At 49.4% G+C, this 26,168-nt stretch carries 6 protein-coding genes; all 6 read right to left on the bottom strand.

What is annotated here, in order from left to right:
• Positions 1–18: 18 nt before the first annotated feature.
• Entirely contained in the window at positions 19–1,068 is a 1,050-nt protein-coding gene (locus QUB61_RS08695; protein WP_333126547.1) for a TauD/TfdA family dioxygenase, read from the bottom strand.
• A 61-nt stretch (positions 1,069–1,129) separates the two neighbouring features.
• Positions 1,130–2,677: a condensation domain-containing protein gene (locus QUB61_RS08690; protein ID WP_333126551.1), complete on the bottom strand. Its 1,548-nt coding sequence runs from the start codon at positions 2,675–2,677 to the stop codon at positions 1,130–1,132.
• Positions 2,667–4,355 (bottom strand): pyridoxal-dependent aspartate 1-decarboxylase PanP, encoded by a 1,689-nt coding sequence (gene panP / locus QUB61_RS08685; RefSeq protein ID WP_333126554.1) that lies wholly within the window; start codon positions 4,353–4,355, stop codon positions 2,667–2,669. The genes QUB61_RS08690 and panP overlap by 11 nt, the downstream gene beginning before the upstream one ends.
• Before the next feature lie 99 nt (positions 4,356–4,454).
• Positions 4,455–12,176, bottom strand: a complete 7,722-nt coding sequence (locus tag QUB61_RS08680; RefSeq protein ID WP_333126557.1) for an amino acid adenylation domain-containing protein — start codon at positions 12,174–12,176, stop codon at positions 4,455–4,457.
• A 1-nt stretch (position 12,177) separates the two neighbouring features.
• Entirely contained in the window at positions 12,178–16,857 is a 4,680-nt protein-coding gene (locus tag QUB61_RS08675) for an amino acid adenylation domain-containing protein (protein ID WP_445300994.1), read from the bottom strand.
• Positions 16,858–16,958: 101 nt separating this feature from the next.
• The gene (locus tag QUB61_RS08670; protein ID WP_333126563.1) at positions 16,959–25,673 is read right to left on the bottom strand and encodes an amino acid adenylation domain-containing protein; all 8,715 of its coding nucleotides are present in this window, start codon (positions 25,671–25,673) and stop codon (positions 16,959–16,961) included.
• Positions 25,674–26,168: the final 495 nt, after the last annotated feature.

The following is a 26,168-nucleotide window of genomic DNA, read 5'->3' as shown; positions in this document are numbered from 1 at the left end:
ACTGTTCCTTTCATGGGTCTAAATGTCTTGACAGCTAAACGGTTCTGCCATCCCGACAACAACTCGACGCGAACCAGAGAATGGGGTGCGTCCGTGCGCGGCTAGCATATTATCTAGCAGCAAGACATCTCCTTCTTCCCAACGGAAAACAATTGTTTCTTGCTGATAGCAGCGCCGAATTTCGTCTAATATAAAATCTTCAATGGGCGAGCCATCGCCGTAATAAGCATTGCGGGGTAAATCTTCCTGTTTAAAAGAAGTTAAAAGCTCTTTGCGAACGACGGGTTCAAGATTGGAAATGTGGAAGAGGTGAGCTTGATTAAACCACACCATTTCCTGCGTTTTTGGGTGCCCAGCAACAGCTTGACATATTTGCCGAGTTCTCAAGCGATCGCCATTTTTCCATTCTAACTCAATTCCCGCTTTTTGGCAATACTCTTCTACCTCAATTTTGCTATCAGTATTGAAGACATTTTGCCAGGGTAAATCTACGCCACCGCCGTAATTTCGCACATACATAACCTTTTTTTGGGCAAACTTTTCTCTAATCTTTGGATCCAGGCTTTCAAACACTTTGCGGCTGTTAGCAATCGGAGTTTCTCCTCCCTGTTCGGCTTTCTTGACGCAGAAAAAAGCGATTTTCAGCGGCCAATTGCGAGAATAAGCCATTTCATTGTGCAGTGGGATGAATTGCTCGGCAGGATACTCGGTGGAAGTGTAGATATTTCCGCTCACCAGGCTACGCGGAGTCGAGCGAAAAGAATATTCCAACAAGTCGCCAGCAAGAGTTTGAATAAACTGCTCGAAACCATTCACCCCGCCGACTTCAAAGCCTCGAAAAAGTATTCCTCCGTGCTTCCATAACTGCGTTTCAATTGATGAGCGATTGTTCTGTGCCCAACCTGCGAGATTTAATTTTTCTACGGTTGGCTGAACAACTAGAGGTAAAAGGTTTTCGGGCTGGAGGTAGGCGGTTTTGACTAATTCCTCTGAGGACAGGCTGACGGCTTTGCGCCTAACCGATCCTAACTTTTGGGAATTGAGATTCTTTGTTTCTGTATTTGTCATAGTTTTTGCTTTGGTGAAAATTTTATCTTTTTTTCCCGAAAAAACCTGAGAGATTGAGCCATCATTTTAAACTTTTCATAACTTTGCGTTTAGCCATTTTTAATTTTTGAATTCCCGAAAGATTAATTTGTTTTTGCTGCTCGATTTGGTGCTGCCTTTCTGCTTCGGCAAGAATTTTTTCCAAGTCGTCGATCTTGATATCTGGCTGGATGACTACCTGGTTGAGGAGGGTTTGGAAACCTCTCACCATTCGGGCAACAGTCGCAGCCTCAAATAAGTCTGTTTTGTAGTCAAATAAGCCTTGAATTCCTTCTGAAACCTCCCAGAGAGTGAGGCTTAAGTCGTGTTTCGACATACCGACATCGAATTCCAGAATGCTCAAGGTCAAACCAGCTAACTCCAGGGGTGGCATGGGTGCATTCTGGAGAACAAACCACACTTGAAACAGCGGGTTATAGCTGAGATTTCGCTCCGGCTGCAATTCCTCCACGAGCTTTTCAAAAGGGACATCGGGGTGAGCGTAAGCTGCTAACGCTACCTCGCGTGTTCGACTGAGTAGTTCGCGGAAAGTTGGATTACCTGCGGTGTCAATTCGCAGCACTAAAGTATTGATAAAAAATCCAATCAGTTCCTCTAATTCAAGGCGGTTGCGATTGGCGATTGGAGAGCCAATAGCGAGGTTATCCTGCTTTATGTGGCAGTATAGCAAGGATTGAAATGCTGCCAACAACGTCATAAATAGGGTGACATCTTGTTGCTGGCCGAGCGTTTTCAGCCTTTCTGTTAAAGAAGCAGAAATCACAAAAGATTGCTGCGACCCTCGGAAAGTTTGCACGGGAGAGCGCTGCCTATCTGTTGACAGCACTGCTAAAGCGCCTCCCAATTGCTGTTTCCAATAAGCGAGCTGTTTTTCTAATTTCTCTCCGTGGAAATGCTGCCGCTGCCAACTGGCGAAGTCGGCATACTGTACGGCAAGTTCAGGCAGCCCAGAGGGTTTGTCATTGGAAAAAGCTTCATAAAGTGCGGCTACTTCTCGCACCAACACGCCCATAGACCAACCATCAGAAATAATGTGGTGTATCGTCAGCAGCAACACATATTCTGCCGAACCAAGTTGCAGGAGAGTGCCCCGCATTAAGGGCGATCGCGTTAAGTCAAAGGGGCGTTGGGCTTCTTCAAGAGTACGCTGCTCAATTTCAGCTTGCTGCTCAGTTTCTGGTAAATGTCCCAAGTTTACCACCGACAAAGCGAAATCCAACGAAGGAGAAATCAGTTGAACAGGTTCCCCGTCCACTTCTACAAAAGCAGTCCGTAAAACTTCGTGACGCCTGACAATTTCATTGAGTGTTTGTTGCAGTGCCGACAAATTCAATTGCCCTTGCAACCGCACAGCAGCAGGAAGGTTGTAGGCAGGGTTTTCGGGAGACAATCGATCGAGAAACCACAGCCGTTGCTGGGGAAAAGAAAGGGGAGCAGAATTTTGCTGCGATCGCCTGGGAATGCGCTTAGATTGCTCAGCCTGTACTGCCTCTTTGCCCAATGCTTTGAGGAGGAGCGCTCGCTTCTGGGGCGAGAGGTTTTTTAGTCGTTCTGAACGATTAGTAGACATGATGATTTACCTCCTCGCAGCGGTCGCTGTTTGTGATAGTTAAGGAAAGGTTTGCTGCTATTTTTAGCTGGTCGTTTAAAACAACATTGATATCTGCTTCAGTGGTGAGGGGGTTGGCAAGGACGGCTCGAAAAGCAACAATGGGAATGGTTTTGCCATAATAGGTGTTTTGCACGGTTGTTCGCGATACGAAGGTGTGACCGGCTCGCCACTGGGCCTCCTGAAGGCGCTCGTTAAATTGATTAATGAAGTGGTTGTCTGCTTCGGCTAGTTGTTTTTTGGCTGCTTTTTCCCTGAAGATTTCTGGAATGTAGCGGTATAAAAGAATATTAATTTCTGGTTCGAGCAGCAATTCAAATGCTGGATTTTCCCGAATTAAATTGGCGAAGTGCTGCGTTTTATGGATGCCTGCATCTATCAAAAACTCATAGCCTTGATGGCCGATGATATTCAAGGCGGCTTGCAAGAACAAACTCACACCTGGTCGAGAGCCTTCGAGAGAGCGCTTGCCTAGATCGAGGGAGTCTTTTCGCACCGTGTAGGGCGCGTGTTTTTCAATAACTTTGGCGGTTTGGGGATTGCGGAATAAAACCAGACCGATTCCGATTGGCAAATACATTTGTTTGTGTGCATCTATGGTGACGGAATCTGCTAGTTCAATACCTGCGAATTTGTGCCGGTGACGTTCGGAAAAAAGCACGGGACCGCCCCAAGCGGCATCGACGTGAAAGTGAGCGTTTGCTTCTTGCGCGATCGCGGCTATTTCTGGAAGCGGATCGATACTTCCCGAATCGGTGCTGCCTGCAATACCGATAATTGCCAGAATGTGCAGGTTGCGATCGCGGCATTCCGCTACAGTTTGGCGCAGTGCTGCCAAATCCATGCGGTGATTGGAATCGGTGGGGACTTTTAGGAGATTGCGATCGCCAATGCCTAATAAACCGGCAGCCTTTTCAAAAGAATAGTGCATCAAACTCGAGCCGATTATCACCATTCCCTTGTAGCCGTAAAACTCTAAAGCTGCGTACAAGCCTTCTTTTTCAATGCCACTAAAGTTATTTTTTGGCCCTAAAGAAGCGTTGCGAGCGCACCACATGGCTGTGATATTAGCTAGGGTGCCGCCCGTTACCATGATACCGAGCGTGCTGTCACTTTTTTGAATGTGCTGGTTATAAAAATCTTCATAAAAATCGTAAATTAATCGGTGCATCATTGCCAAAGTCTGGCGCTCGCAGGGGCTTAAAACTTTGGCAGTTTCCATCTTGACTAAATTTTGATTCATCGCGGTTAAAAGCTTCGCGATCGGGCGCACAAAATAGGGAAGTGCACTCGTCATGTGACCGATATATCGGGGGGAAGATGTGTGAATGGAATGGGCAACGAGGGTTTGGGCCAAATCATCCATATAATTCCCAACATCTGTAGGAAGGGCGGGAATTTGGTTTTTCTCAAACTCCTGAATAATTAACTCTAAGTCAATATCTGTACTAGCGGTTTTTGCGTACAAAAAGTCTTGAACAAGGGCAGAAATTCGCTCCTCCATTGCTTCCTCGGCCAGAAACGACTTTTGTGAGGCACTGAATAGCTCCATTAATTTTTCTTCAAGTGGGGTAACAGAGACTTTTAATGGCTGCATTACATCTTGAGAATCTTTGGGTTTTAATGTTAGTTTACTCATCCGAAGTAATCCTGTTAAATGGGCTTTTTTTGTCTCCTCTTCCCCACCGAAGCCTTAAGGGGAAAAGGGCTTTTTGTGTTGTTTTTACAAACCAGATTTTTACTCAGTCAGCATCACAGTTGGTGCTTGCTCTCCATCAAATTTTTCTAAGAGATCGAGCAATTCATCTATCTGGTTAGAATCGGCGTTTGCCAGAATTTCTTCCTCGACCAGTTCTGCTAATTTTTGAATGGTGGGAGCGGCAAAAAAATCGCTCAGCGCTAACTCTACCCCAAAGCACGATCGGACTCGCGATATCAATTGCATCGCTATCACTGAGTGACCGCCGATGTCAAAAAAGCTTTCATTAATTCCTACTTCTTCTAGTTCTAAAATAGCCATCCAAATCTGAGCGAGTTCTTTTTCAGTAGGCGTTTGTGGCTCGGTGAAAGCTGTTTCCTCAGAGACGCGATCGCACTTCTGGGGCAAAGCGCGGCGGTCGAGTTTTCCGTTGGGCGTTAGAGGCAGGGATTCCAGCATCACGAACGCAGAAGGCACCATGTATTCCGGCAGCTTTTCTTGCAGGTAGCCGCGCAGTTGCGGCACTAACTCTCGGTCCGCTTTTCCTTGCAAGGGATTGTTGGCAAAGGCGTTCAAAGCCTTTCGCGAAAAGCCAGAAGTTTGGGAAAAACTGGGAGCGATCGCCTTATAAAAAATTGCGTCGTAACTGCCATCTGGGCTACCATTTAACCAGCTAAACTCAACGGAATATTGCAATTCGCGGGCCAATTCTGAAAGCGCTTCTGGATTTATCCCTGATTCCGGATCCAGGCTTTGCAGCACTTCTTTTAACTGACCGGCGGTCTGTGGCGCACTGTCGAGCTTCAGCAGTTCTAAAGCTTTCATTTCTGAGTTCAATTGCGCATTCGGCACGCGCCGAAATCCGAGAGCTTCTGGCTGGGTTTCCTCTAGTAACTGGCGTGCGGATTTGAGCGTTAATTCCTGCTGTTGCCAATCTATCCAACCGTTGATTGTTGGCGGGTATATTTGTCCTGTTTCCTGCCCGACGCGCAAAATTACATCGTAGCGAAACATGGTAAGTTCGTTCCAGAACTTGCCATATTTTGGCTGTACTTGGACGCTGCTGATATTCGGGAACTGTCGCTTGAAGCCAGAAAAGAACCCTGGATTAAGAATTAATTCTTGCTCTTGAGCCATGCGCTTTTGCACGCGCTGCAACAGATGAGCGACTGGCAGATCGTCGCTGGCTTGGTGCAATTGTACCGAGAGGTGAAACGCTTTTAACAGCGCTAGATTGCGCACGTCTCCGATGAAAATAGAACCCCCTTTGCGTACAACTTTTGCAGCTTGCGACAAGACGCGCAGGAGATAGTCGGCGCTGGGAAAATACTGCACCACGGAGTTGATAATTACTAAGTCGAAAGATTCCGGCTCGATTCCTTCAAAGTCCTGTGCTTCTTTGTGCAAAAGCTTAACTTGCGGCAAGTTTTGCTCCCCCGATCGCAACTGTTGCTCGATAGAATCGAGCCCGATTTGGGAGAAATCTGTGCCGCAGTATTGCACGCAGTGCGGCGCAATTCGGAATAGCAGCAAACCCGTGCCACAGCCAATTTCTAATACTCGTTGAGGTTGCAGCGCCAGAATGCGCTCAAGGGTTAGGTCGAGCCATTCGCGCATTTCTGTTTCTGAAAGGGGCAAATCCGTGTAGCTGCTATTCCATGCCACAATATTGAAAATGCCATCTCGATCTGAAGGGGTCTGGCGATAGGTGTCGTTAAAGACCGATTGCCAATTAGAAATTCGCTCGGCATCCCATTCGCTGCCAGCAACTGTCTCGTTTGTTCCTTTGAAGTCGGCATTTTGCACCACATAGGCGACTAAGCGCTTGTTGCCCGAAGTGTCATCGCCCGCGATCGCCGCAGCATCTTGCACGGCGGGGTGCTGTCTGAGAGCTTCCTCAATTTCTCCTAACTCGATTCGATAACCCCGTACTTTCACTTGATGGTCGCTGCGCCCCATAAATTCAATATTTCCGTCGGGGAGATAGCGAGCCAAGTCCCCTGTTTTATAGAGGCGTTCTGATTGAATGAAGGATGAAGGATGAAGGATGAATGAAGCATATATTCCACCCTCTGCAAAGGGGTTAGGAATAAACTTCACGGAGGTCAGTTCCGGTCGGTTTAGGTAGCCTCTAGATAAGCCAGCCCCCCCGATATGCAGTTCGCCAAAAACGCCAACGGGAACCGGCATTAAATAGCGGTCTAAGATGTAAATTTGAGTGTTAGCAATCGGGCGACCGATGGAAACTGATTCATCTTTGCAATCAACCTGATAGAGAGTAGACCAGATAGTGGTTTCTGTCGGGCCGTATAAATTCCACACGAAAGCGCCCCGCAAAAGCAACTGATTGGCGAGCTGTTGGGGTAAAGCTTCTCCCCCGCACAGTATTTTTAATCCCTCGCTTCCGGGCCATCCCGCTGCTAAAAGCATTTTCCAACTCGCTGGAGTAGCTTGCATAATGGTTGCGCCAGAATTATTTAAGGTTTCTAACAGTTTTTGTCCGTCAGATGCTACTTTTCGGCTGGCGACAACGACGCGAGAACCTGTTGTAATAGGCAGGAATAACTCCAGGGCTGCAATGTCAAAAGATAAGGAGGTGACTGCCAGCCAAATATCTCGGTCTGCAATCGCGAGCTGCTGGCGCATAGAAGTCAAAAAGTTGACGACGGCAGCGTGGGAAATTTGCACCCCTTTGGGTTTTCCTGTTGAGCCTGAAGTATAGATGACATAGGCTAAATTGGCAGAATTTTGTAAGCCAGCGGCTGGAGCGGTACTGCTGGATATGGCTTCCCAGTCGGCATCCAAGCAGGCGACGCGGGCGCTGTTTTCCGGCAGGGTTTCTAACAGCCGTTTCTGAGTTAAGAGAATTGGAATTGCCGCATCTTTTAGCATGAAGGCGAGGCGCTCTGGCGGATAGGCCGGGTCGAAGGGAACGTAAGCGCCACCCGCTTTGAGGATGGCAAGAAGTCCGACCACCATTTCTAGGGAACGCTCGACACAAATTCCCACCAAAACTTCTGGCTTGACGCCGAGTTTTTGCAGGTAATGCGCGAGTTGATCGGCTCGTTCATTCAGCTCGCGGTAGGTGATTTGTTGGTCTTCAAATACTACTGCTATTGCATCCGGAACTCGCTGGGCCTGCGCTTCAAATAATTGATGAATGCAGCCGCCCGGATAATCGGCCCGGGTGTCATTCCACTTGATCAACAACTGATGTTGCTCTGGCTCGGAAAGAAGCGATCGCAACTCGTAACGCTCGGATGACTCGCGCGCGATCGCTTCTAAGGTTCGGGCGTAATAACCTCCCATTGCCTCAACCTGTTCGCCGCCAAACTCGGCGCTGTCGTATTTCAGAGACAACTGTACTTTCGCGGAGAAAGCATCTAGGCTGAAGTCAACAAATAAAGGAAAATTCGTTTCTTCAAAAAACTTTCCCCCTAAAACTTCAAGATTTTTTAGGGTTTGCACGCCCTGATAAACGTGAATATTAACGTAGTTAAACGCTGTCTCGAACAAAGGCTGACCGCCCAAATTTCTCTGTATTTCTGCCAGCGGATAACGCCGATAAGGCAGCAATTCTCGCTCCGCCTCAAAAACCTGCTGCACCAAATCTATCCAAGTACCACCGGATAGTTGCAAGCGAAATGGTAGAGTATTCAGAAAAAGTCCGCAAATTCGCTCTCCATCTGTCTCTTCAGGGCGTCCGTTCGCCACTAAACCTGTCAGCACGTCTGACTGTCCGCATAGCAGGCTTAAAACGCGCAAATGAGCAGCTAACAAAACGCTTTTAAGAGGAACTCCGGCCCAATTAGCTAGCTGTTTGAGCCCTTCAGAAATTTCCGGGGGAATCGCCACATTGTGGGTGCAAATTTGCCGGATTCTCGCCTCGCGCGGGAATTTTTGCCAGCGCGGCAGCACCGCGATCGTGCAGTCGCTTAACTTTTCTTCCCAAAAGCGCTGGTGTTCCTCAGATGCAACGCTCGCTCGCTCCAGGGCCACAAAATCTCGGAACGTGCTTTGAGGTAGCACAGCGGCAGAACCGCCTGTTTTCCCCAGCAGTAAAAAATATTGCTGAAACAACTCTGTCAACACCAACCCCAGACTCCATCCATCGAGAATCGCGTGGTGAAATGCAAAAGTTAGCTGAAAAGTCTCCTGAGTATAGCGGTGAATCTGGAACTGCATCAAAGGAGGAGTTTTCCAATCAAAATGCCGATTTCTTTCTCCTTCAAGCCAAGTATTTAAAGCCGCTTCTCGCTGGGAATTGGAGAGGTGGCGCAAATCTTCCACCTGCAAGGGAACTTCAACTTTTTGATGAACCAATTGCAGGGGTTCGCTGAAACCAGTTAACTGAAATGAAGTCCGCAGCACGGCGTGACGCTTTACCAAATACTCTATCGCTGCCTGCAAAACCTGAATTTCGAGAGGAGCTTTTAGGTGAAAGCTAAAGATATCGTGATAGATAGCGCTTTCCTGGCTGTACTCGCTGTGAAAAATCATGCCCATCTGAAGGGCAGTTAAGGGATAGGCATCCTCTACATTATCAGGTATTTGCTGTTTGTCTGCTGGCAAAATCAAACTGAAAGCTTGACTTTTTGAAGGTTCTAATTCTTTAAATTCTGTTGCTTTCAGCTCCCGAACGATCGCCTCGATCGTTGGATACTGGAACAGTTGTTGCAAGGAAAAGCGCAAGCCTTGTTTTTGAGCTAAAGACTGCACCTGAATGCTGCGGATAGAATCGCCTCCCAAGGCAAAAAAATTGTCACGGATGCCGACTTTTTCCACGCCGAGAATTTTCTCCCAAATTTCTGCCAACGCTTTTTCTTCGGCAGTGCCGGGAGCGACAAAAGCTTCCGTTAAATCGGGTCTGGCTGTGTCGGGTTCTGGCAGCGATCGCCGATCTAGTTTACCGTTAATGGTCAGGGGCAAAGCTTCCAAAAGCACGAAGGCCGCAGGCACCATATAGTCCGGCAACTTTTCCTTCAAGAAAACGTGCAATTCTCCAGTGGTGAGAGTCGTTTCTGACGCAGCCACTATATAGGCTATTAACCGCTTGTCGGACGGCGCGTCTTCCCGCAGCAAAACTGCGCTCTCCCGCACGGCTGGATGCCGGTTTAGCTGCGCTTCAATTTCTCCCAATTCGATGCGATAGCCCCGGATTTTCACTTGGTTATCTATTCGCCCCAGGTATTCGATATTTCCATCTGGCAAATAACGCGCCCTGTCGCCAGTTTTGTAAAGGCGGGCGTCGGGTGAGTTGCTAAAAGGATTTGGAATAAATTTCTGGGCCGTTAATTCGGGACGATTCAGATAGCCTCTGGCCAATCCTGCGCCACCGATATGCAGTTCCCCTGGCACTCCAATTGGCAAAGGTTGCAAATAGCGATCTAAGATGTAAAGCTGCGTGTTGGCTATGGGGCGCCCGATGGGGACAATTCCAGGATAGCGCTGGCGCGTACAAGCCCAAAAACTTACGTCTACAGCCGCTTCAGTGGGGCCATAAAGATTGTGCAATTCAGCATTCAAACGGTTAAAAAAGCGCTCCTGAAGTTCAAAGGATAGCGCTTCGCCACTGGTGATGACGCGCTTGAGGCAGTGACAAAAATCGAGTCCAGGTTCTTCGAGGAACAGTTGCAGCATTGAGGGAACGAAATGGAGTGTGGTAATTTGCTGCGCAGCAATGAGTTCCACTAAATAAAAACTATCGCGATGGCCGAATGGTCGAGCTATGATTAGACGCGCTCCTGTCAGCAAAGGCCAGAATAATTCCCATACTGATACGTCGAAGCTAAAGGGTGTTTTCTGCAAAACACGATCGCTTGCAGTTAATTGGTAGGCATCCTGCATCCACAACAAGCGATTGCAAATGCCTCTGTGAGTATTAGCAACTCCCTTTGGCTTTCCTGTCGAGCCTGACGTATAGATGACGTAAGCTAGGTTTTCAGCAGTAACTGCGACGGTGAGATTTTCTTCGCTTTGTCGAGCGATGGCTTCCCAATCGGCATCCAGACAAATCGCGCTCGTTCCCACCAAGGGCAGCTTTTCTACCAGATGCTTTTGTGTGAGCAGCACAGGCGTTTGAACGTCTTTTAACATGAAAGCCAATCGCTCTGATGGATAGCCTGGATCGAGGGGAACATAAGCGCCCCCAGCTTTGAGAGTACCGAGAATGCCGATCGCCATCTCAAGCGATCGCTCGACACAAATTCCCACCAAAACTTCTGGCTTGACGCCAAGGTGTTGCAGGTAATGCGCGAGTTGGTTCGCTCGTTTATTCAGCTCGCGGTAGGTGAGTTTTTGGTCTTCAAATACTACGGCAACCGCATCGGGAGTTCGATCGACCTGCGCTTCAAATAATTGATGAATACAGCGATCTTGGGGATAGTCAGCTTTGGTGTCGTTCCACTCAACAAGAATTTGCTGCTTTTCGGCTGGCGTTAGCAGCGGTAAATTTTTCAAAGGCTGGTGAGGGTTTGCCGCCATCCCTTCTAGTAAGACCTGCAAGTGTCCCAGCATCCGCTCGATCGCGCCTTGTTCAAAGCGGCTGCGATCGTACATAATTTTGAGCGCTAACTCCGATTGCGCGATCGCCATCAATGCGATGGGGTAATTCGTGCTGTCAACCGATCGCACGTCGCCAATCTCTAGGTCATTTTTTCCGCCCTGCAATGAAGGATCGACGGGGTAATTTTCAAATACGACGATACTTTCAAATAGTGGCGTATTGAGAGGAATTTGGCTCCACCGCTGCTGAATTTCTACCAGAGGCGAGTATTCGTACTGGCGCACTTCCATGCTGTGGCTTTGCAATTGCTGTAACCACGAAATTATTGAGTCTTCAGCGGACACTGATACTCTGACAGGCAGAGTATTAATCAGCATCCCAACCATCGATTCCGCCCCGATTAATTCAGGCGAACGCCCCGAAACCGTTACGCCAAAAATTATGTCTTCTTCACCGCTATATCGGCTCAAAAGTAGCGCCCAAGCTCCCTGTACGAGAGTATTTACAGTCAGCTTGTACTGTCGCGCTAATTCTTGTAGAGGCGCTAGATTAGGAAGTTTGATTTCAGCTTCGCCCCGGCTCCCTTCACCGCTTTTGCGACTCAATTTTCCACCAACAACAAGCGACGTGGGTGCCGTAAATCCTTGGAGTGTTTGCCGCCAAAAGGACTCCGCCTCAGCTAAATCTTGCTGCTGCAACCAGGCGATGTAATCTCGATAAGAGCGAGGGCGCTTGAGTTCCAATTCCGCCCCCTGGCATTCTGCTTGGTAAAAGGCAAAAACTTCCTTAAAGACGAGCGCCAGCGACCACCCATCTAAAACTAAGTGGTGATAGCTCAAAATGAACTGGAAAGCATCTTCCTGTAACTGCCCTAGCGCAATGCGAATCAAGGGAGCTGATGTCAAGTCAAAGCCCTGTTCTCGATCGGCTTTTAGGAAATTTTCTAGCTGCTGTTGTTGTTCGGAGGCCGATCGCGATCGCCAGTCCATTTGCTGCCAGGATAAGGGAGCCTGCTTGCGGACAACTTGCACGGGTTCTTTTACGTTCTCCCACAGGAAACCAGTCCGCAAAATCGGATGCCTGTCTACAACTTTTTGCCAACTATTTCTAAACGCAGAAACATTGAGATCGCCGCGCAAGACGCACAGCAGTTGCCCGAAATATACGCCCGATTCTGGCTGGTAAAGGGAATGAAAGAGAATGCCCTGCTGCGCTGGGGAGAGGGGATAAAAATTTTCGATATTGCCTTTGCTCATCTTACAGGTCTCCCAAAATTGCGGTAATGTTGTCTAAATCGTCCTGGCCCCACTGGCTCCACTTAAACTCTGCAAAGTCAGAAGGAGTGCAGCCGCCGGCGTCGGGGGACTGACAGTATTGAATTAGCGATCGCAGCGATTCTATAAAGCCCGTTGCCAAATTTTCAATGCTTTCTCGTCGGTGAATGTTTTCGCTGTACGTCCAATCTAATTGCAGCTTGCTGCTGGCAATAAATCCGTTAATTTCCAGTAGGTAACGCCGATTTTCGCGCGGGCTGCGAATGGGGCCACTAGGCTCGGAGGACAGCATCCACAAAGAAGATTTCGGCAGCATTTGGTCTAACTGTCCGAGATAGTTAAAGCTTACCTCAGATTGCGGCAATTTGTGCAATTTTTTAGAAATTTCTTGGTTTAAATATCCTAGGACACCGCAGCCAATACCACGATTTGGCACAGCACGTAATTGCTCTTTCACTGATTTGAGGGCTACCCCTAGATCGCAAGGTTTTTCTAAATTTAACAGGACGGGGAAAACTGCTGTGAACCAGCCGATTGTGCGCGACAAATCTACTCCTTCAAATATATCTTCGCGCCCAGAACCTTCTAAGTCAAGTAAAAGTGAGTTATTGCCAGTCCAGCGTTCAAATGCTTGACCTAAAGCAGTTAGCAATACATCATTAATTAGAGTGCGGTAAGCGGCAGGTACTTCTTCCAGGAGCAGTTGTGTTTCTTCAACACTCAAAGCAACGGAGACTGTCTTTTCAGATGCGACTAAATTGGCTGCTGTGGGGAAATCAATTGGCAAGCGAGAAGTTGGTAGGTGAGAAAGGGCGAGCCAGTAATCGAACTCTCCCTGCAATTCGGGCGATCGCGCCCACTGATGCAAGCGTTCTGCCCACTGCTTAAATGAGGTTGTTTTGGGCGGGAGCGCGACTCTTTCGTCGCGGCTAATCTGGGCATAAGCTGTCTGGAAATCCTCAATTAAAATTCGCCACGAAACCCCATCAACCGCTAAGTGATGAATAACCAATAACAAGCGATTTGGCTGATGTTTGCCCAAGTCAAATAGGGCAGCGCGAAGTAATGGCCCCTCTGACAAATTCAAACTGGCTTGCAACTGAGTGGCCGCGGTTTGGAAAGCGGCTTCTCGTTCCTCTGGAGGTAGCGACGACAAATCAATGCAGGTAAACGGAGCAACCTCGTCGGGATTGGCAAGATCCTGCTGCCAGCCAGATTCTCCTCGCGCAAAACGCAGGCGCAGCGCGTCGTGGTGCTTCAGCACTTCTTGCAAAACTGACTCAATTAATGCAGGTTCGAGAGGTTGCTGCAACTCTAAAAGCACCGCCTGATTCCAGTGGTGCGGATCGGAGAGATTTTGTTCAAAAAACCAGTGCTGAATCGGTGTCAGAGGAACTTCGCCAATGATTAATCCCTGTTCCGATTTTTTGGTCCCAACTGTATCGGTGACGGCTGCTAACTGTGCAATGGTTTGGTGTTGAAACAGTTGTTTTGGAGTGAGCCGCAACCCCGCTTGATTGGCTTTAGAAATGACTTGAATGCTGAGGATAGAATCGCCGCCCAATTCAAAGAAATTGTCGTCAATTCCCACTTGTTCTAACCCCAATACTTGCGCCCAAATTTCTGCCAAAGTTTTCTCAATAGCCGTGCTTGGCGCGGCGAATGCCTCTTCGAGTTCTGGGCGATCGCGATCGGGTGCGGGAAGTGCCTTGCGATCGAGTTTTCCGTTGGGAGTTAGAGGCAGGGATTCCAGCATCACGAAGGCAGCAGGCACCATGTATTCCGGCAGCTTTTCTTGCAGGTAGCCGCGCAGGTTGCTGATGCTGGGAAGTTTGTCTTGGTTAAGCACTACATAAGCGACTAAGCGCTTGTTGCCGGAACCGTCATCGCCCGCGAGCGCCGCAGCATCTTGCACAGCGGGGTGCTGTCTGAGAGCTTCCTCAATTTCTCCTAACTCGATTCGATAACCCCGTACTTTCACTTGATGGTCGCTGCGCCCCATAAATTCAATATTTCCGTCGGGGAGATAGCGAGCCAAGTCCCCTGTTTTATAGAGGCGTTCTGATTGAATGAAGGATGAAGGATGAAGGATGAATGAAGCATATATTCCACCCTCTGCAAAGGGGTTAGGAATAAACTTCACGGAGGTCAGTTCCGGTCGGTTTAGGTAGCCTCTAGATAAGCCAGCCCCCCCGATGTGCAGTTCGCCAAAAACGCCAACGGGAACCGGCATTAAATAGCGGTCTAAGATGTAAATTTGAGTGTTAGCAATCGGGCGACCGATAGAAACTGATTCATCTTTGCGGTCAACCTGATAGAGAGTAGACCAGATGGTGGTTTCTGTCGGGCCGTATAAATTCCACACCAAAGCGCCCCGCAACGGCAACTGATTGGCGAGCTGTTGGGGTAAAGCTTCTCCCCCGCACAGTATTTTTAATCCCTCGCTTCCGGGCCATCCCGCGGCTAAAAGCATTTTCCAACTGGCTGGAGTAGCTTGCATAATGGTTGCGCCAGAATTATTTAAGATTTCTAACAGTTTTTGTCCGTCAGATGCCACTTTTCGGCTGGCGAGAACGACGCGAGAACCTGTTGTAATAGGCAGGAATAACTCCAGGGCTGCAATGTCAAAAGATAAGGAGGTGACTGCCAGCCAAATATCTCGGTCTGCAATCGCGAGCTGCTGGCCCATAGAAGTCAAAAAGTTGACGACGGCAGCGTGGGAAATTTGCACCCCTTTGGGTTTTCCTGTTGAGCCTGAAGTATAGATGACATAGGCTAAATTGGCAGAATTTTGTAAGCCAGCGGCTGGAGCGGTACTGCTGGATATGGCTTCCCAGTCGGCATCCAAGCAGGCGACGCGGGCGCTGTTTTCCGGCAGGGTTTCTAACAGCCGTTTCTGAGTTAAGAGAATTGGAATTGCCGCATCTTTTAGCATGAAGGCGAGGCGCTCTGGCGGATAGCCCGGGTCGAAGGGAACGTAAGCGCCACCCGCTTTGAGGATGGCAAGAAGTCCGACCACCATTTCTAGGGAACGCTCGACACAAATTCCCACCAAAACTTCTGGCTTGACGCCGAGTTGTTGCAGGTAATGGGCGAGTTGATCGGCTCGTTCATTCAGCTCGCGGTAGGTGATTTGTTGGTCTTCAAATACGACTGCAATGGCATCGGGAGTTCGCTCGACCTGCGCTTCAAATAATTGATGAATGCAGCGATCGCCCGGATAATCGGCCCTGGTGTCATTCCACTCTACTAATAACTGATGCCGCTCTTTTTCCCCCAGCAACGGTAGCTCTTCAATCCGCCGCTCTGGGTTGGCAGCTATGCCCTCCAGCAACGTGAGAAAATGCCCCGCCATCCGCCTAATAGTTACCGCATCAAATAAATCTGTGCTGTATTCAAAGTGACCGCTAATTTCTTCCTGCTTTTCTTCTAAATACAGCGTTAAGTCTACTTTTGCTGTCTGATTCTCAACATCTAACAGAGTGAGATTGAGTCCGGCTATTGATTCCGCAGCAACAGGTGGAGTTTGCAAAACAAAAGCAACTTGGAACAGTGGATTGTAGCTCAAATTTCTATCGGGTTGCAACTCTTCAACCAGTTTCTCAAACGGCAAATCCTGGTGAGCGTAAGCTTCTAAACTCACCTCCCGAATGCGAGCGAGCAACTGCCGAAAAGTGGGAGTACCTGACAAATCAGTTCGCAATACTAAACTATTGACAAAAAACCCGATTAGCCCTTGAATTTCCGCTCGGTTGCGGTTGGCAATGGGAGAGCCAACGGGGATATCTGCCTGTCCTGTATAGCGATAGAGCAACGTTTTAAAGGCTGCTAGCAGCGTCATAAACAGGGTGGCATTTTCCTGGCGGCTGAGCTTTTTGAGGGCTGACCTTAGCGTTCTGGGGATGAGAAATGATTCTTTCGCGCCCCGATAGGTTTGCACCGGGGGGCGGGGGCGATCGGCTGGCAATTCCAGCAAGGGGGGAGCGCCACTGAGCTGCTTTTTCCAGTAGTTAAGTTGAGTTTGCAAGCGATCGCCCGCAAGCCATTCCCGCTGCCAAATAGCAAAATCGGCGTACTGGATGGAAAGTTCGGGAAGTGGGGATGGTTTGCCAATCGAAAACGCTTCGTAAAGTGCTGCTAATTCTTGGATAAAGACTCCGATTGACCAGCCATCAAAAATAATGTGGTGTAGCGTCAGCAGCAAGACATATTCCTCAGCATCTAACTGTAGCAAACTAGCTCGCAACAGTGGCCCTTTGGTTAGGTCAAAAGGTTTGCTAGCTTCTTCGGCCGCCAGTTGTTTTACTTTTTCTTGTCGCTCAGTTTCCGCCAATTGTTGCAGGTCTAAAACTTGCAGCCCGAAATTAAAATTCTCACCAACCACCTGCATGGGTTGACCGTCTACAGTGGCAAATGTCGTCCGTAAAGCTTCGTGACGGCGCACAATTTCCTTGAAACTTAGCTCTAGCACTACTACATTTAGCCTGCCTTTTAGTAACACAGCCGCCGGAAGGTTGTAAAAAGGGTTTCCCGGTTCAAATTGGTCAAGAAACCACAGTCTTTGCTGGGCAAAAGAGGTGGGAAATGCAAACACTTCTTCTTCTGAAGCATTCGCAGAGTCGCGAGTATCTGTTGGAGGTTTTTCGGAAAAATGCACCGTCATAGGATTAGTAACTGGTAATTGGTAATTGGGATTGCAGCCGATATTTGGAGAGTGGTTATGAGTTATGGGCTGCAATCCCATGACTCATCACTGATTTGTGGTTAGCGCAAAGATGACAGTTTCATGCGGTACGCCGATCGCGAAACGGGCGCGATCGCGGGTTCTTCAACGGCCGCATTTTGGTTTTTGGCTTCAGAAATATTTTCGGCAAGTACGGCGAGCGATCGTCCTGCAAAAATATCGCACAAAGGCAACTCTATCTGACAAGATTCTCGTACCTTTGCTGCTAATTGAATTGCCAGGAGCGAATTTCCTCCTAGTTCAAAAAAGTTATCGGTAATGCTTAACTGTTCGATGCCGATAACCTCACAGCAAATTCTCGCTAACATTGCCTCAATAGGGGTGCGCGGTCCGACAAAAATCTTTGCTTCTGGAATTGCGGCATCCGGTTCTGGCAGTGCCTTGCGGTTAACTTTGCCGTTCGCCGAAAGCGGCAGCGCGTCCAGAATTATAAATGTAGAAGGCACCATATAATCTGGCAGTTTTTCGCTCAGGAATTGGCGCAATTCTTCAACCGCCGGGGCAGCGTTTTGTTGTGGAACGATATATGCTACTAAGCGCTTTTGACTGTGATTTTCTCCGAATGCGGTGACAATGGATGCCTTGACTGCTGGGTGCTCGTTCAAAGCAGCTTCAATTTCTCCTGCTTCGATGCGGAATCCTCGAATTTTAAGGCGGAAATCTTCTCGTCCTAAAAATTCGATGTTGCCGTCAGGGAGGAAGCGCCCTAAATCTCCCGTTCGGTACAAGCGATCGCCCGTGACGGGGTGCGTGAGGAAGCTGGCGCGAGTTTTTTCTTCGTTCCGCCAGTATCCTTTTGTCAGTCCAACTCCGGCACAGCACATCTCACCGGCAACCCAGACGGGACAGTCTTCGAGCCTTTCATTCAAAATGTAATAGCGTGTATTGGCGATCGGCGATCCGTAGGGAATGCTCTTCCAAGAAGGGTCAACAGTTTCTACCGGATACCAGATGTTCCAAAGGGTAGTTTCGGTTGGCCCGCCAACGCTGACAGCGCGACATCCTTTGACGATCGCACTTAACCTCTCAGGGAGCGTTATCGGTATCCAGTCTCCGCCGAGAAATGCCCAGCGCAAGCACTCTGGCAACACCTCAGAACGTCCGGCAGCGTAATCGAGCAGCATTTCCATCATCGGGGGAACCGAGTTCCAAATGGTGACGCGCTCTTTTACCATCAATTGAGCCCAGTGAGCGGGGTCTAGCCGTTGTGAGGCATCGGGAATGACGATCGCTCCTCCGGCCGCTAGGATGCCGAAGATATCGTAAACCGACATATCGTGGTGCAGTGCGGTGACTGCGATCGCGCGATCGCACTCGGCCACATTAAACACTTGATTGGTCTGAGCGATCGCATTAACTGCACCTCGGTGCGCGATCGCCACGCCTTTCGGCAAGCCAGTTGAGCCAGAAGTATAAATCACATAAGCTAAATCTTCCGGTTCCTGCACCGACTCCAAAGCTTCGCTGCTTTCGGTAGCCAATTCGTCGGTATCGAGACAAATTCGCCGCACATTTTCCGGCCATTCCAATCGCTGATTTAACTCAGATTGGGTCAAAACAATCTCAACTTCGCCATTTTCCAGCAAATACCACAGCCGTTCTTTTGGCAGCGCAGCATCTACGGGCAAATAAGCAGCCCCGGATGCGAGAATGCCCAGCACAGCGACGATTTGCTCCCACCCTTTTTCCATAACGACGGCAACCAACTGGTTGGGGCGAGCTCCCAGCTTCCGCAATCGGTGAGCGACTTGATTCGATCGCAGATATAGTTCCTCGTAGGTGAGGGTACGCGTTGAAGTAATCACGGCGGATTGCTGCGATCGCGAGGCTACTTGCTGAGCAAACAACTCGTGCAGCAATACATCGGGAATCGGTGCTTCGATGCCGTTAGCGACGGCTTGCTGCTGCAACTGCGCCTCTTCTTGCCAAGCTGACTCCTCCCCCGCGAGGCGCTGCAACAGGCCGCAGTAGGCATCAAACATATCGTCGATTAGCCCTTGGGGGAAGAGTTCTTCCACCGCATCCCAGTTCAAGAACAGAGTGCCGCCAGCTTCGCTGTACTGATTGTCTATCCAAACTTGGGGAGTTTGACCGACGACGTAAACAACCTCTCCGATTTCTGCGATCGCGCTCAGTATGGAAGAATCGCTTTGTCCGGGGTTATTCTGCGGATTAGTCGTGAATACCACTGGCATCGGTGCCGCCGATGTTCTTCCCAGCAGTTGCGCCAATTCTCGCAGAACGCGCACGCCGCTGACGTACTGGTGCTCTAAATCGTGCCAAAGCTGCTGAGTCAGGCGTTTCGCCCGAACTTCAAAACTTTCTCGGCGCGAGTTGTCTACCTCCAGCAAAGTAAACGAGGCAAACTCGCCGATAATGTCGTTGACTTGCGGGTGCAGTACAAGGCGATTGAAGCGCGGCACGTTGAGGGTAAACCGAGGGCTTTTGCTCCACAGGCCCAGAACTTCGGCATAAGCAGCCAGCAAAACGCCTGTCGGAGAAAGCGCCGATCGCGCGGCTCTGGCTTTAAGTTTTTTCCACGTTTCCGGCTCTAGCTGAGCGCTCCAGCGCTTGAAGCGAGGCTGTGTCAGGGAACTCGGATGCTTGGCTAAGGGCAGTTCGGGCGCTGGCGGCAAAGCCGCGAGGCGATTTTTCCAATACTCTAAAGATTGCTGGAAAAATGGGGAATCTTGGAGCGCGATCGCAGCTATAACGTAGTCGCGGAATGACAGTTGCAAAGGCGCGATCGCTGCGTTGGGATTGCGGTAAAACGTCACCAAATCTCCGAAGAGAATTTGATAGCTCCAACCGTCAATGCACAAGGCGTCAATGCTGACGTGCAAGCGGATGCGGCGATCGCTCAGAAGCGAGGCGCGAATCTCGAAAAGCGGCCAGCGATCGAGCGGCAGCACTTGGTGAGACAGGGACTCGCGAATTACTTCGAGTTGGGAATTCACCGCCTCTGGGCTTTGCCCGCGCAAATCTAATACTCGAATTTCATAAGCTGGCACTGTTTCTAAAATTTGCTGTTGCCCGTCTGGATGGACGATCGCGCGCAGCATATCGTGGCGTTCCACCACTCGCTGCCACGCGAGGCTAAACCGCTCTAAATCTATATCGTCGCCTTCAATTTCTACATAGCCGTGAATGGCGACATTCCCCATTTCAAAAAAGCTATTTCTCCCGATCCAGTAAGCCTGCTGCATTTCGTTGAGCGGAAAGGGTTCCCAGCGATTTTGAGGATCGGGGACGATTGCAGGCAGTTGGGCAATGGGGCGAGGTTCGATCGCCTGCTGCACTTTAGCGATGGCGATCGCGGATGCCAAACTTTCCACCGTCGGAGACTGAAACAAACTGCGCAGCGGCAACTCTACCTGAAACGCTTCTCGAACTTTAGCAATCAGTTGCGTTGCTAGCAGGGAATGTCCTCCCAACTCGAAGAAATTGTCGCCAATTCCTATTTGTTTGACGCCGAGAACCTGACTCCAAATTTCAGCGAGTAACTGTTCTTCCGGAGTGCGAGGTGCAAAAGCTGCGTTTAATTCCGAGCTTTCTACATCGGGAACTCTGAGCGATCGGCGATCGATTTTTCCATTAGATGTTAAAGGCAGAGCCTCTAGCAGCACGAAGGCTGAAGGAATCATGTATTGTGGCAGCTTTTCTTTGAGACAGCCACGCAGTTTGCTAATTAAAGATGGCTGCCCAGTGCTGAATTCTGAGCTAGAAACTATATAAGCCACCAAGCCGTTTTCGCCTGAATTATCCTCCCCAAGCAGCACTACACTTTCCCGCACTGCTGGATGCTGGCTCAGTACCGCTTCAATCTCGCCCAGTTCAATTCGGAAACCGCGAATTTTGACTTGATTGTCGCTGCGGCCTACAAATTCAATCGTTCCATCTGGCAGGTAGCGAGCAATATCTCCAGTTTTGTACAACCGCGCCTCGATTTCCTGACTGAAGGGATTGGGAATAAACTTTTGGGCAGTTAGTTCGGGTAGGTTCAAATAGCCTCTGGATAAGCCAGCGCCGCCGATATAAAGTTGGGCCAAAACGCCTACAGGAACCGGCTGCAAATTTGCGTCCAGAATGTAGAGCTGGGTGTTGGGAAGAGGGCGACCAATGGGGATCGAACCGCGCTTTGATTCAACGGATTTTATCGGATGGATGGCTGTCCAGACAGTGGCTTCTGTGGGGCCGTAAAAGTTCCAAAGGGGGAGGTTCCACTCCAGCAACTCAGAGGCGAGTTCTGCAGGCAAAGCTTCTCCGCCGCAAATAATTAGGCGGAGGCTCCATTTTGGCTCGCGATCTGCAGTTTTTTGAGCGTCAATCAGTTGGCGAATTGCTGAAGGAGTTTGATTGAGAATGGTAACTCGCTCGGAGCACAGCAATTGGTAAAAAGCGGAAGGCGATTGAGTCACTTCCAGAGGGACGATCACCAGCTTTCCGCCGTGAACAAGCGCTCCCCAAATTTCCCATACGGAGAAGTCGAAAGCGTAAGAGTGAAAAACTGTCCAAGCGTCGCGCTCGCTAAAATTAAATAGGGGGGAAGTGGCTGCAAAAAGATGAACGGCGCTGCGATGGTTGACTTGAACGCCCTTGGGTTTCCCTGTCGAACCTGACGTATAGATTACATAAGCGAGACAATCGGGTGTTACATCGCTCAAACAATTTTCTTTGCTTTCGTGAGCGATGTTTTCCCAGTCTGAATCAAGGAAAACTACACTCTGCGCCCGATCGCGAATCTCCTCATCTAAATGCGACTGCGCCAGCAGCACTTGAACCTGGGCATCCGACCGCATGAAGCTCAAGCGTTCACTTGAATACGCCGGGTCGAGCGGAACATAAGCGCCGCCAGCCTTCATAATTCCCAGCAATCCCACCACCATTTCTAGGGAGCGATCGACATAAATTCCGACGCGGACTTCAGGTTTTACACCGAGTTTTTGCAGGTAGTGCGCGACTTGATTCGCTCGTTTATTCAGTTCGCCGTAGGTTAGTTTTTGGTCTTCAAATACGACTGCAATGGCATCCGGCGTCTGCTCTGCCTGCGCTTCAAACAATTGGTGAATGGTGGAATCTTTTGGATAATCGACTTGCGTATTATTCCACTCAACTAGCAGTTGATGCCGTTCGCGATCGCTTAGCAATGGCAACTCGTCCAGGCGCCGATCGGCATTAGCGATAATTCCTTCCAGCAAAATCTGAAAATGCCCGTGCATCCGCGCGATCGTGCTGGGTTGGAACAGGTTCGTGCTGTACTCCCACGTCGCCGTCAACCCCCGCTCAGTTTCTTCCAAAAATAGCATCAAGTCGAAATTAGCGGTTCCGGTATCAATTTCATGGGAATTTAAGGTCAGCCCTGGCAATTCTAGAGTCTGCGTCAAGCCGTTTTGCAAGGCAAACGCCACCTGAAACAGCGGCGAGTAGCTCAAATCTCGCTCTGGCTGCAACTCCTCGACCAGCTTCTCAATCGGTACATCTTGATGCGCGTAAGCGCCTAATGCCACCTCTCGCACGCTCCTTAGCAACTCTCGAAAAGTCGGATTTCCATTTAAGTCAGACCGCAGCACTAAAGTATTGACAAAAAATCCAATTAATGCTTCTACCTCGCTGCGATTGCGGTTGGCGATGGGAGAGCCAACTAAAATATCTGTCTGCCCCGTGTAGCGATAAAGCAGCGTCTTGAAGGCTGCCAGCAACGTCATAAATAGGGTGGCTTTTTCTTGCTGGCCCAACCCGGCCAGCGCCAAGCTCAAATCTTTGGGCAACTCCCAAGTTTGTCTCGCACCCTGGAACGTTTGAACGGCGGGGCGAGGAAAGTCTGTTGGTAAATTTAGAATCGGCAAGCTGCCGCTTAACTGCTGCTTCCAGTAACCCAGTTGCCTCTCTAATATTTCTCCTTGCAACTGCTGGCGCTGCCATGCGGCAAAGTCGGCGTATTGAATTGGCAGCGGGGAAAGCAAGGGTAAATCATTGCTAGAAAAAGCTTGATAAAATTCTGCCAACTCCCGGAGAAATACGCCCAGGGACCAACCATCAAAAACAATATGATGCACGGTTAAAAGTAAGACGTGCTCTGTTTCGTCGAGGCGCAGCAGTTTGGCGCGCAGCAAAGAGCTTTGCCCCAAGTCAAAGGGCTCTCGCGCGGAGGACGCAGACAGCCTTTGCACCTCGGCCTGGCCATCGTCTGGGGAGCTCGCGCTCAAATCTATCAGCGGCAGCGTCCAATCGCCCGCAGCAGCGACAACTTGTATCGGTTGCCCTTCCACAGCGGCAAACGCAGTTCTCAAAACCTCGTGCCGCTCGATAATTTTCTCAATACTTTGTCTGAGTGCTTCTGCATTAAGTTGCCCCGTCACCCGAACCGCACCGCAGAGGTTGTAGAAGGGGTTTCCCGGTTCCAATTGGTCGAAGAACCACAAGCGTTCTTGGGCAAAAGACAGGGAAAGATGGCGCGAGCGAGAAACTGGTCCAATGACGGCTGCTTTGGTATTTCCTGTCAGTTGCTCTAGAATTTGCACTGCCAGTCGAGCAATGCTCCTATCCTCAAACAAATCGGCAACCGATACAGTAACGCCCAAGTCACTCTCTATTTGATTTTTTAACTCAAAAATTCTTAAAGAATCTAGTCCAAAGCTACTGAGCGGTCGATCGATAATATTTTGTGTTTTCTCCCTGGCACTGAAGTGGATTGAAGATTCCTCTTCAGTCGCCTTTAGCCAACTTTGGCTATTAGCAGGGGAATGAATTCCCCTGCGGTTTACCTGCTGCCAAAGGTAAGCTTCAAGCAGCGGCTGCCGTTCTTCTAACTCTGCTGCCAGCAGAATTTCTCGCGTGAGTCGATCGTCGATTTCCCCCGAATCAGCTAACTCTAAAACGCTACTGGCGACAACTTCCAAATTGTCAGCTAGAAAGTCAGCATAGGCGGCGCGACGTTGAATTTTACCGCTGGTCGTTTTCGGAATGCTTCCGGGCTTAATCAGCACTACTCCATAAACTTGCACTTCATATTCTTGAGCAATGCGGGATCGGATGGCGCTGATAATTTCCTCGGCATTATCCGGCGCTTTGCGAGATTGTAATTCTTGCACGATAACGAGCTGTTCTTCGCCTGCGACTTCCACCGAGAATGCTGCGATCGCCCCTTGCCGCAAACTGGGATGGCTGCGCTCTGCTGTTCTTTCTATATCTTGGGGGTAAAGATTGCGACCTCGGATGATAATCAAATCTTTGAGCCGCCCTGTAATAAACAGTTCTCGATCGCGTAAAAAGCCTAAATCTCCTGTTCGCAAAAATGGTCCTTGGCTGGTATCTGAAAGATATGCTTGAAAAGTTTTTTCTGTCTCTTCTGGGCGATTCCAATAGCCTCGCGCAACTGTTTCGCCAGCTACCCAAATTTCTCCGACTTCCTGCGGCTGGCACTGCGTCAGAGATTCGGGATTGACGATCGCAACTTTAGTGCCAAATTCAGGGAAACCGCAGCCGACTAAAGTTCTCGCGCCCACCTCGCCTTCGACAACTTCTACAATGTGATTATTTTCTAGCGCCCCAGCGTCAACAGGTAAGAAAGTCGGTGTTTCCCCGCTGCGAACCGTGGCAATTTTTAGCGTAGTTTCTGCCATTCCGTAAGCAGGACAAAAGGCATCGGCGTGAAAACCGCAGGGCTCAAAAGCTTTGGTAAATCGCTCTAGGGTTTCTTTGTGGATGGGTTCTGCGCCGTTATAGGCCACGCGCCAACTACTCAAGTCGAGCATTTTTTGGCGTTGCACAATTTGAGGATGATTTTGATTGTTTTGTGGGATGGGCGTCCCGCCCGTCCGGTGTATTTTCACAGCAGGCGGGACGCCTACCCCACAATCATCATCCTCAAATTGTGCTAGCAAGATTTTGCTTATTTTGCTAGCACACAAGTCGTAAGCAAAATTGGGCCCGCCGCTGTGGGTAGCTTTGTAGCGCGAAATCGCTTCCAACCAGCACATCGGGTTCTGAATAAACGCCGCTGGCGGCATGAAGTAAGAGGGAATTCCCAGATACAAAGGTTTGAGCAATCCGTCAATTAACCCCATGTCGTGAAAGGGGGGGAGCCACGTTACCGCAACGCTCTCAGCATCGTGGTCAAAGCCTCGGTGAATGTATTCGATGTTGTACAAAACGTTGGCGTGGCTCACCATTACGCCTTTGGGGGTGGAGGTTGAGCCCGAAGTGTACTGAAGATAAGCTATTTCGTCGGGATGGATGGCTGGCTGCTGCCACTTTTCGCCGTCATCGGAAAGCGCCTCTGCACTCAGCCAGCGCATCGCTTTGAGTTCCGGCGCTTGCTCGCATAGCTGCTCTAAATTTTCCAGGTGTCGCGCCGGAGCGATCGCAACTGTTGCTCCTGCATCTAGGGCGATGGCGCTAATTTTCGCTAAATTCCGTTTCAGCTTCGGCGGATAGAGGGGAACGGCGATAACTTTGGCGTACAAGCATCCAAAAAAGGCGGCGAGATAGTCCAATCCTGGCGGGAAAAGCAGTAAGGCTCGTTCGCCAGTGACTCCCAATGTCTGAAGTCGCACGGCGTGCGATCGGGCGATCGCATCTAACTCTCGATAAGTCAAACTGGCGGTTTCAGTTTTTCCATCTAACAGAAATGTATATTTCTGCTCTGGTTGGTGTAATGCTCTGTTTTGTAGGAGTTCTACTAAAGTGGTACAACTTTCGGTGAGTTGGTTTCCCTTAATGCTTGCGTCACTCATCGATTCTTTTTACCTAATAAATCTTGTTTGCAGTACGCCAACCTGTTCCGCCAAATTCTTTCCACATAGACTTTCTGTGAACAGCTTTCGGACGTTACGAGTCTGCCATCAGCGCGTTTGAGTCTTCAATCCGGGTATTAGCGCTTCTTTTCACGTTTTGTTGTCGATCGCGCTGTTCGGCAATGGCTCCGGGGCGATTTTGGGTCCGAGCCAGCTTCGATATCAGCTTCAGGGGCTTTACGGCTATCGACTTTAAGCATACTACGCTAAATGATATTTATTGTCAAGAGTCGTCGAGCAAATTTGTTGACTCCTATCATTTCCTATATGACAATCTTTTCTAACTCTTGCCATAGCATTTTAGGCGATCGTTTGTCTAGCCCTGACAGCAACCATAATATGCAAGTGCTGCACAACTAGCTAGAGGGGTCTGACCCCCTATCTTAAAATGAAATTAGTTTTCATTAGTTAACTCTTGACAGATGTGAGCGCTCT

The sequence above is a fragment of the Microcoleus sp. C2D2 genome (assembly GCF_036702495.1).
Lineage (GTDB): Bacteria > Cyanobacteriota > Cyanobacteriia > Cyanobacteriales > Microcoleaceae > Microcoleus.
This window is presented reverse-complemented; position numbering and strand designations above follow the sequence as displayed.

Coding starts and splice junctions, on each gene's coding strand:
- QUB61_RS08695 (WP_333126547.1), bottom strand. CDS start 1,068: ATGACAAATACAGAAACAAAGAATCTCAATTCCCAAAAGTTAGGATCG.
- QUB61_RS08690 (WP_333126551.1), bottom strand. CDS start 2,677: ATGTCTACTAATCGTTCAGAACGACTAAAAAACCTCTCGCCCCAGAAG.
- panP (WP_333126554.1), bottom strand. CDS start 4,355: ATGAGTAAACTAACATTAAAACCCAAAGATTCTCAAGATGTAATGCAG.
- QUB61_RS08680 (WP_333126557.1), bottom strand. CDS start 12,176: ATGAGCAAAGGCAATATCGAAAATTTTTATCCCCTCTCCCCAGCGCAG.
- QUB61_RS08675 (WP_445300994.1), bottom strand. CDS start 16,857: ATGACGGTGCATTTTTCCGAAAAACCTCCAACAGATACTCGCGACTCT.
- QUB61_RS08670 (WP_333126563.1), bottom strand. CDS start 25,673: ATGAGTGACGCAAGCATTAAGGGAAACCAACTCACCGAAAGTTGTACC.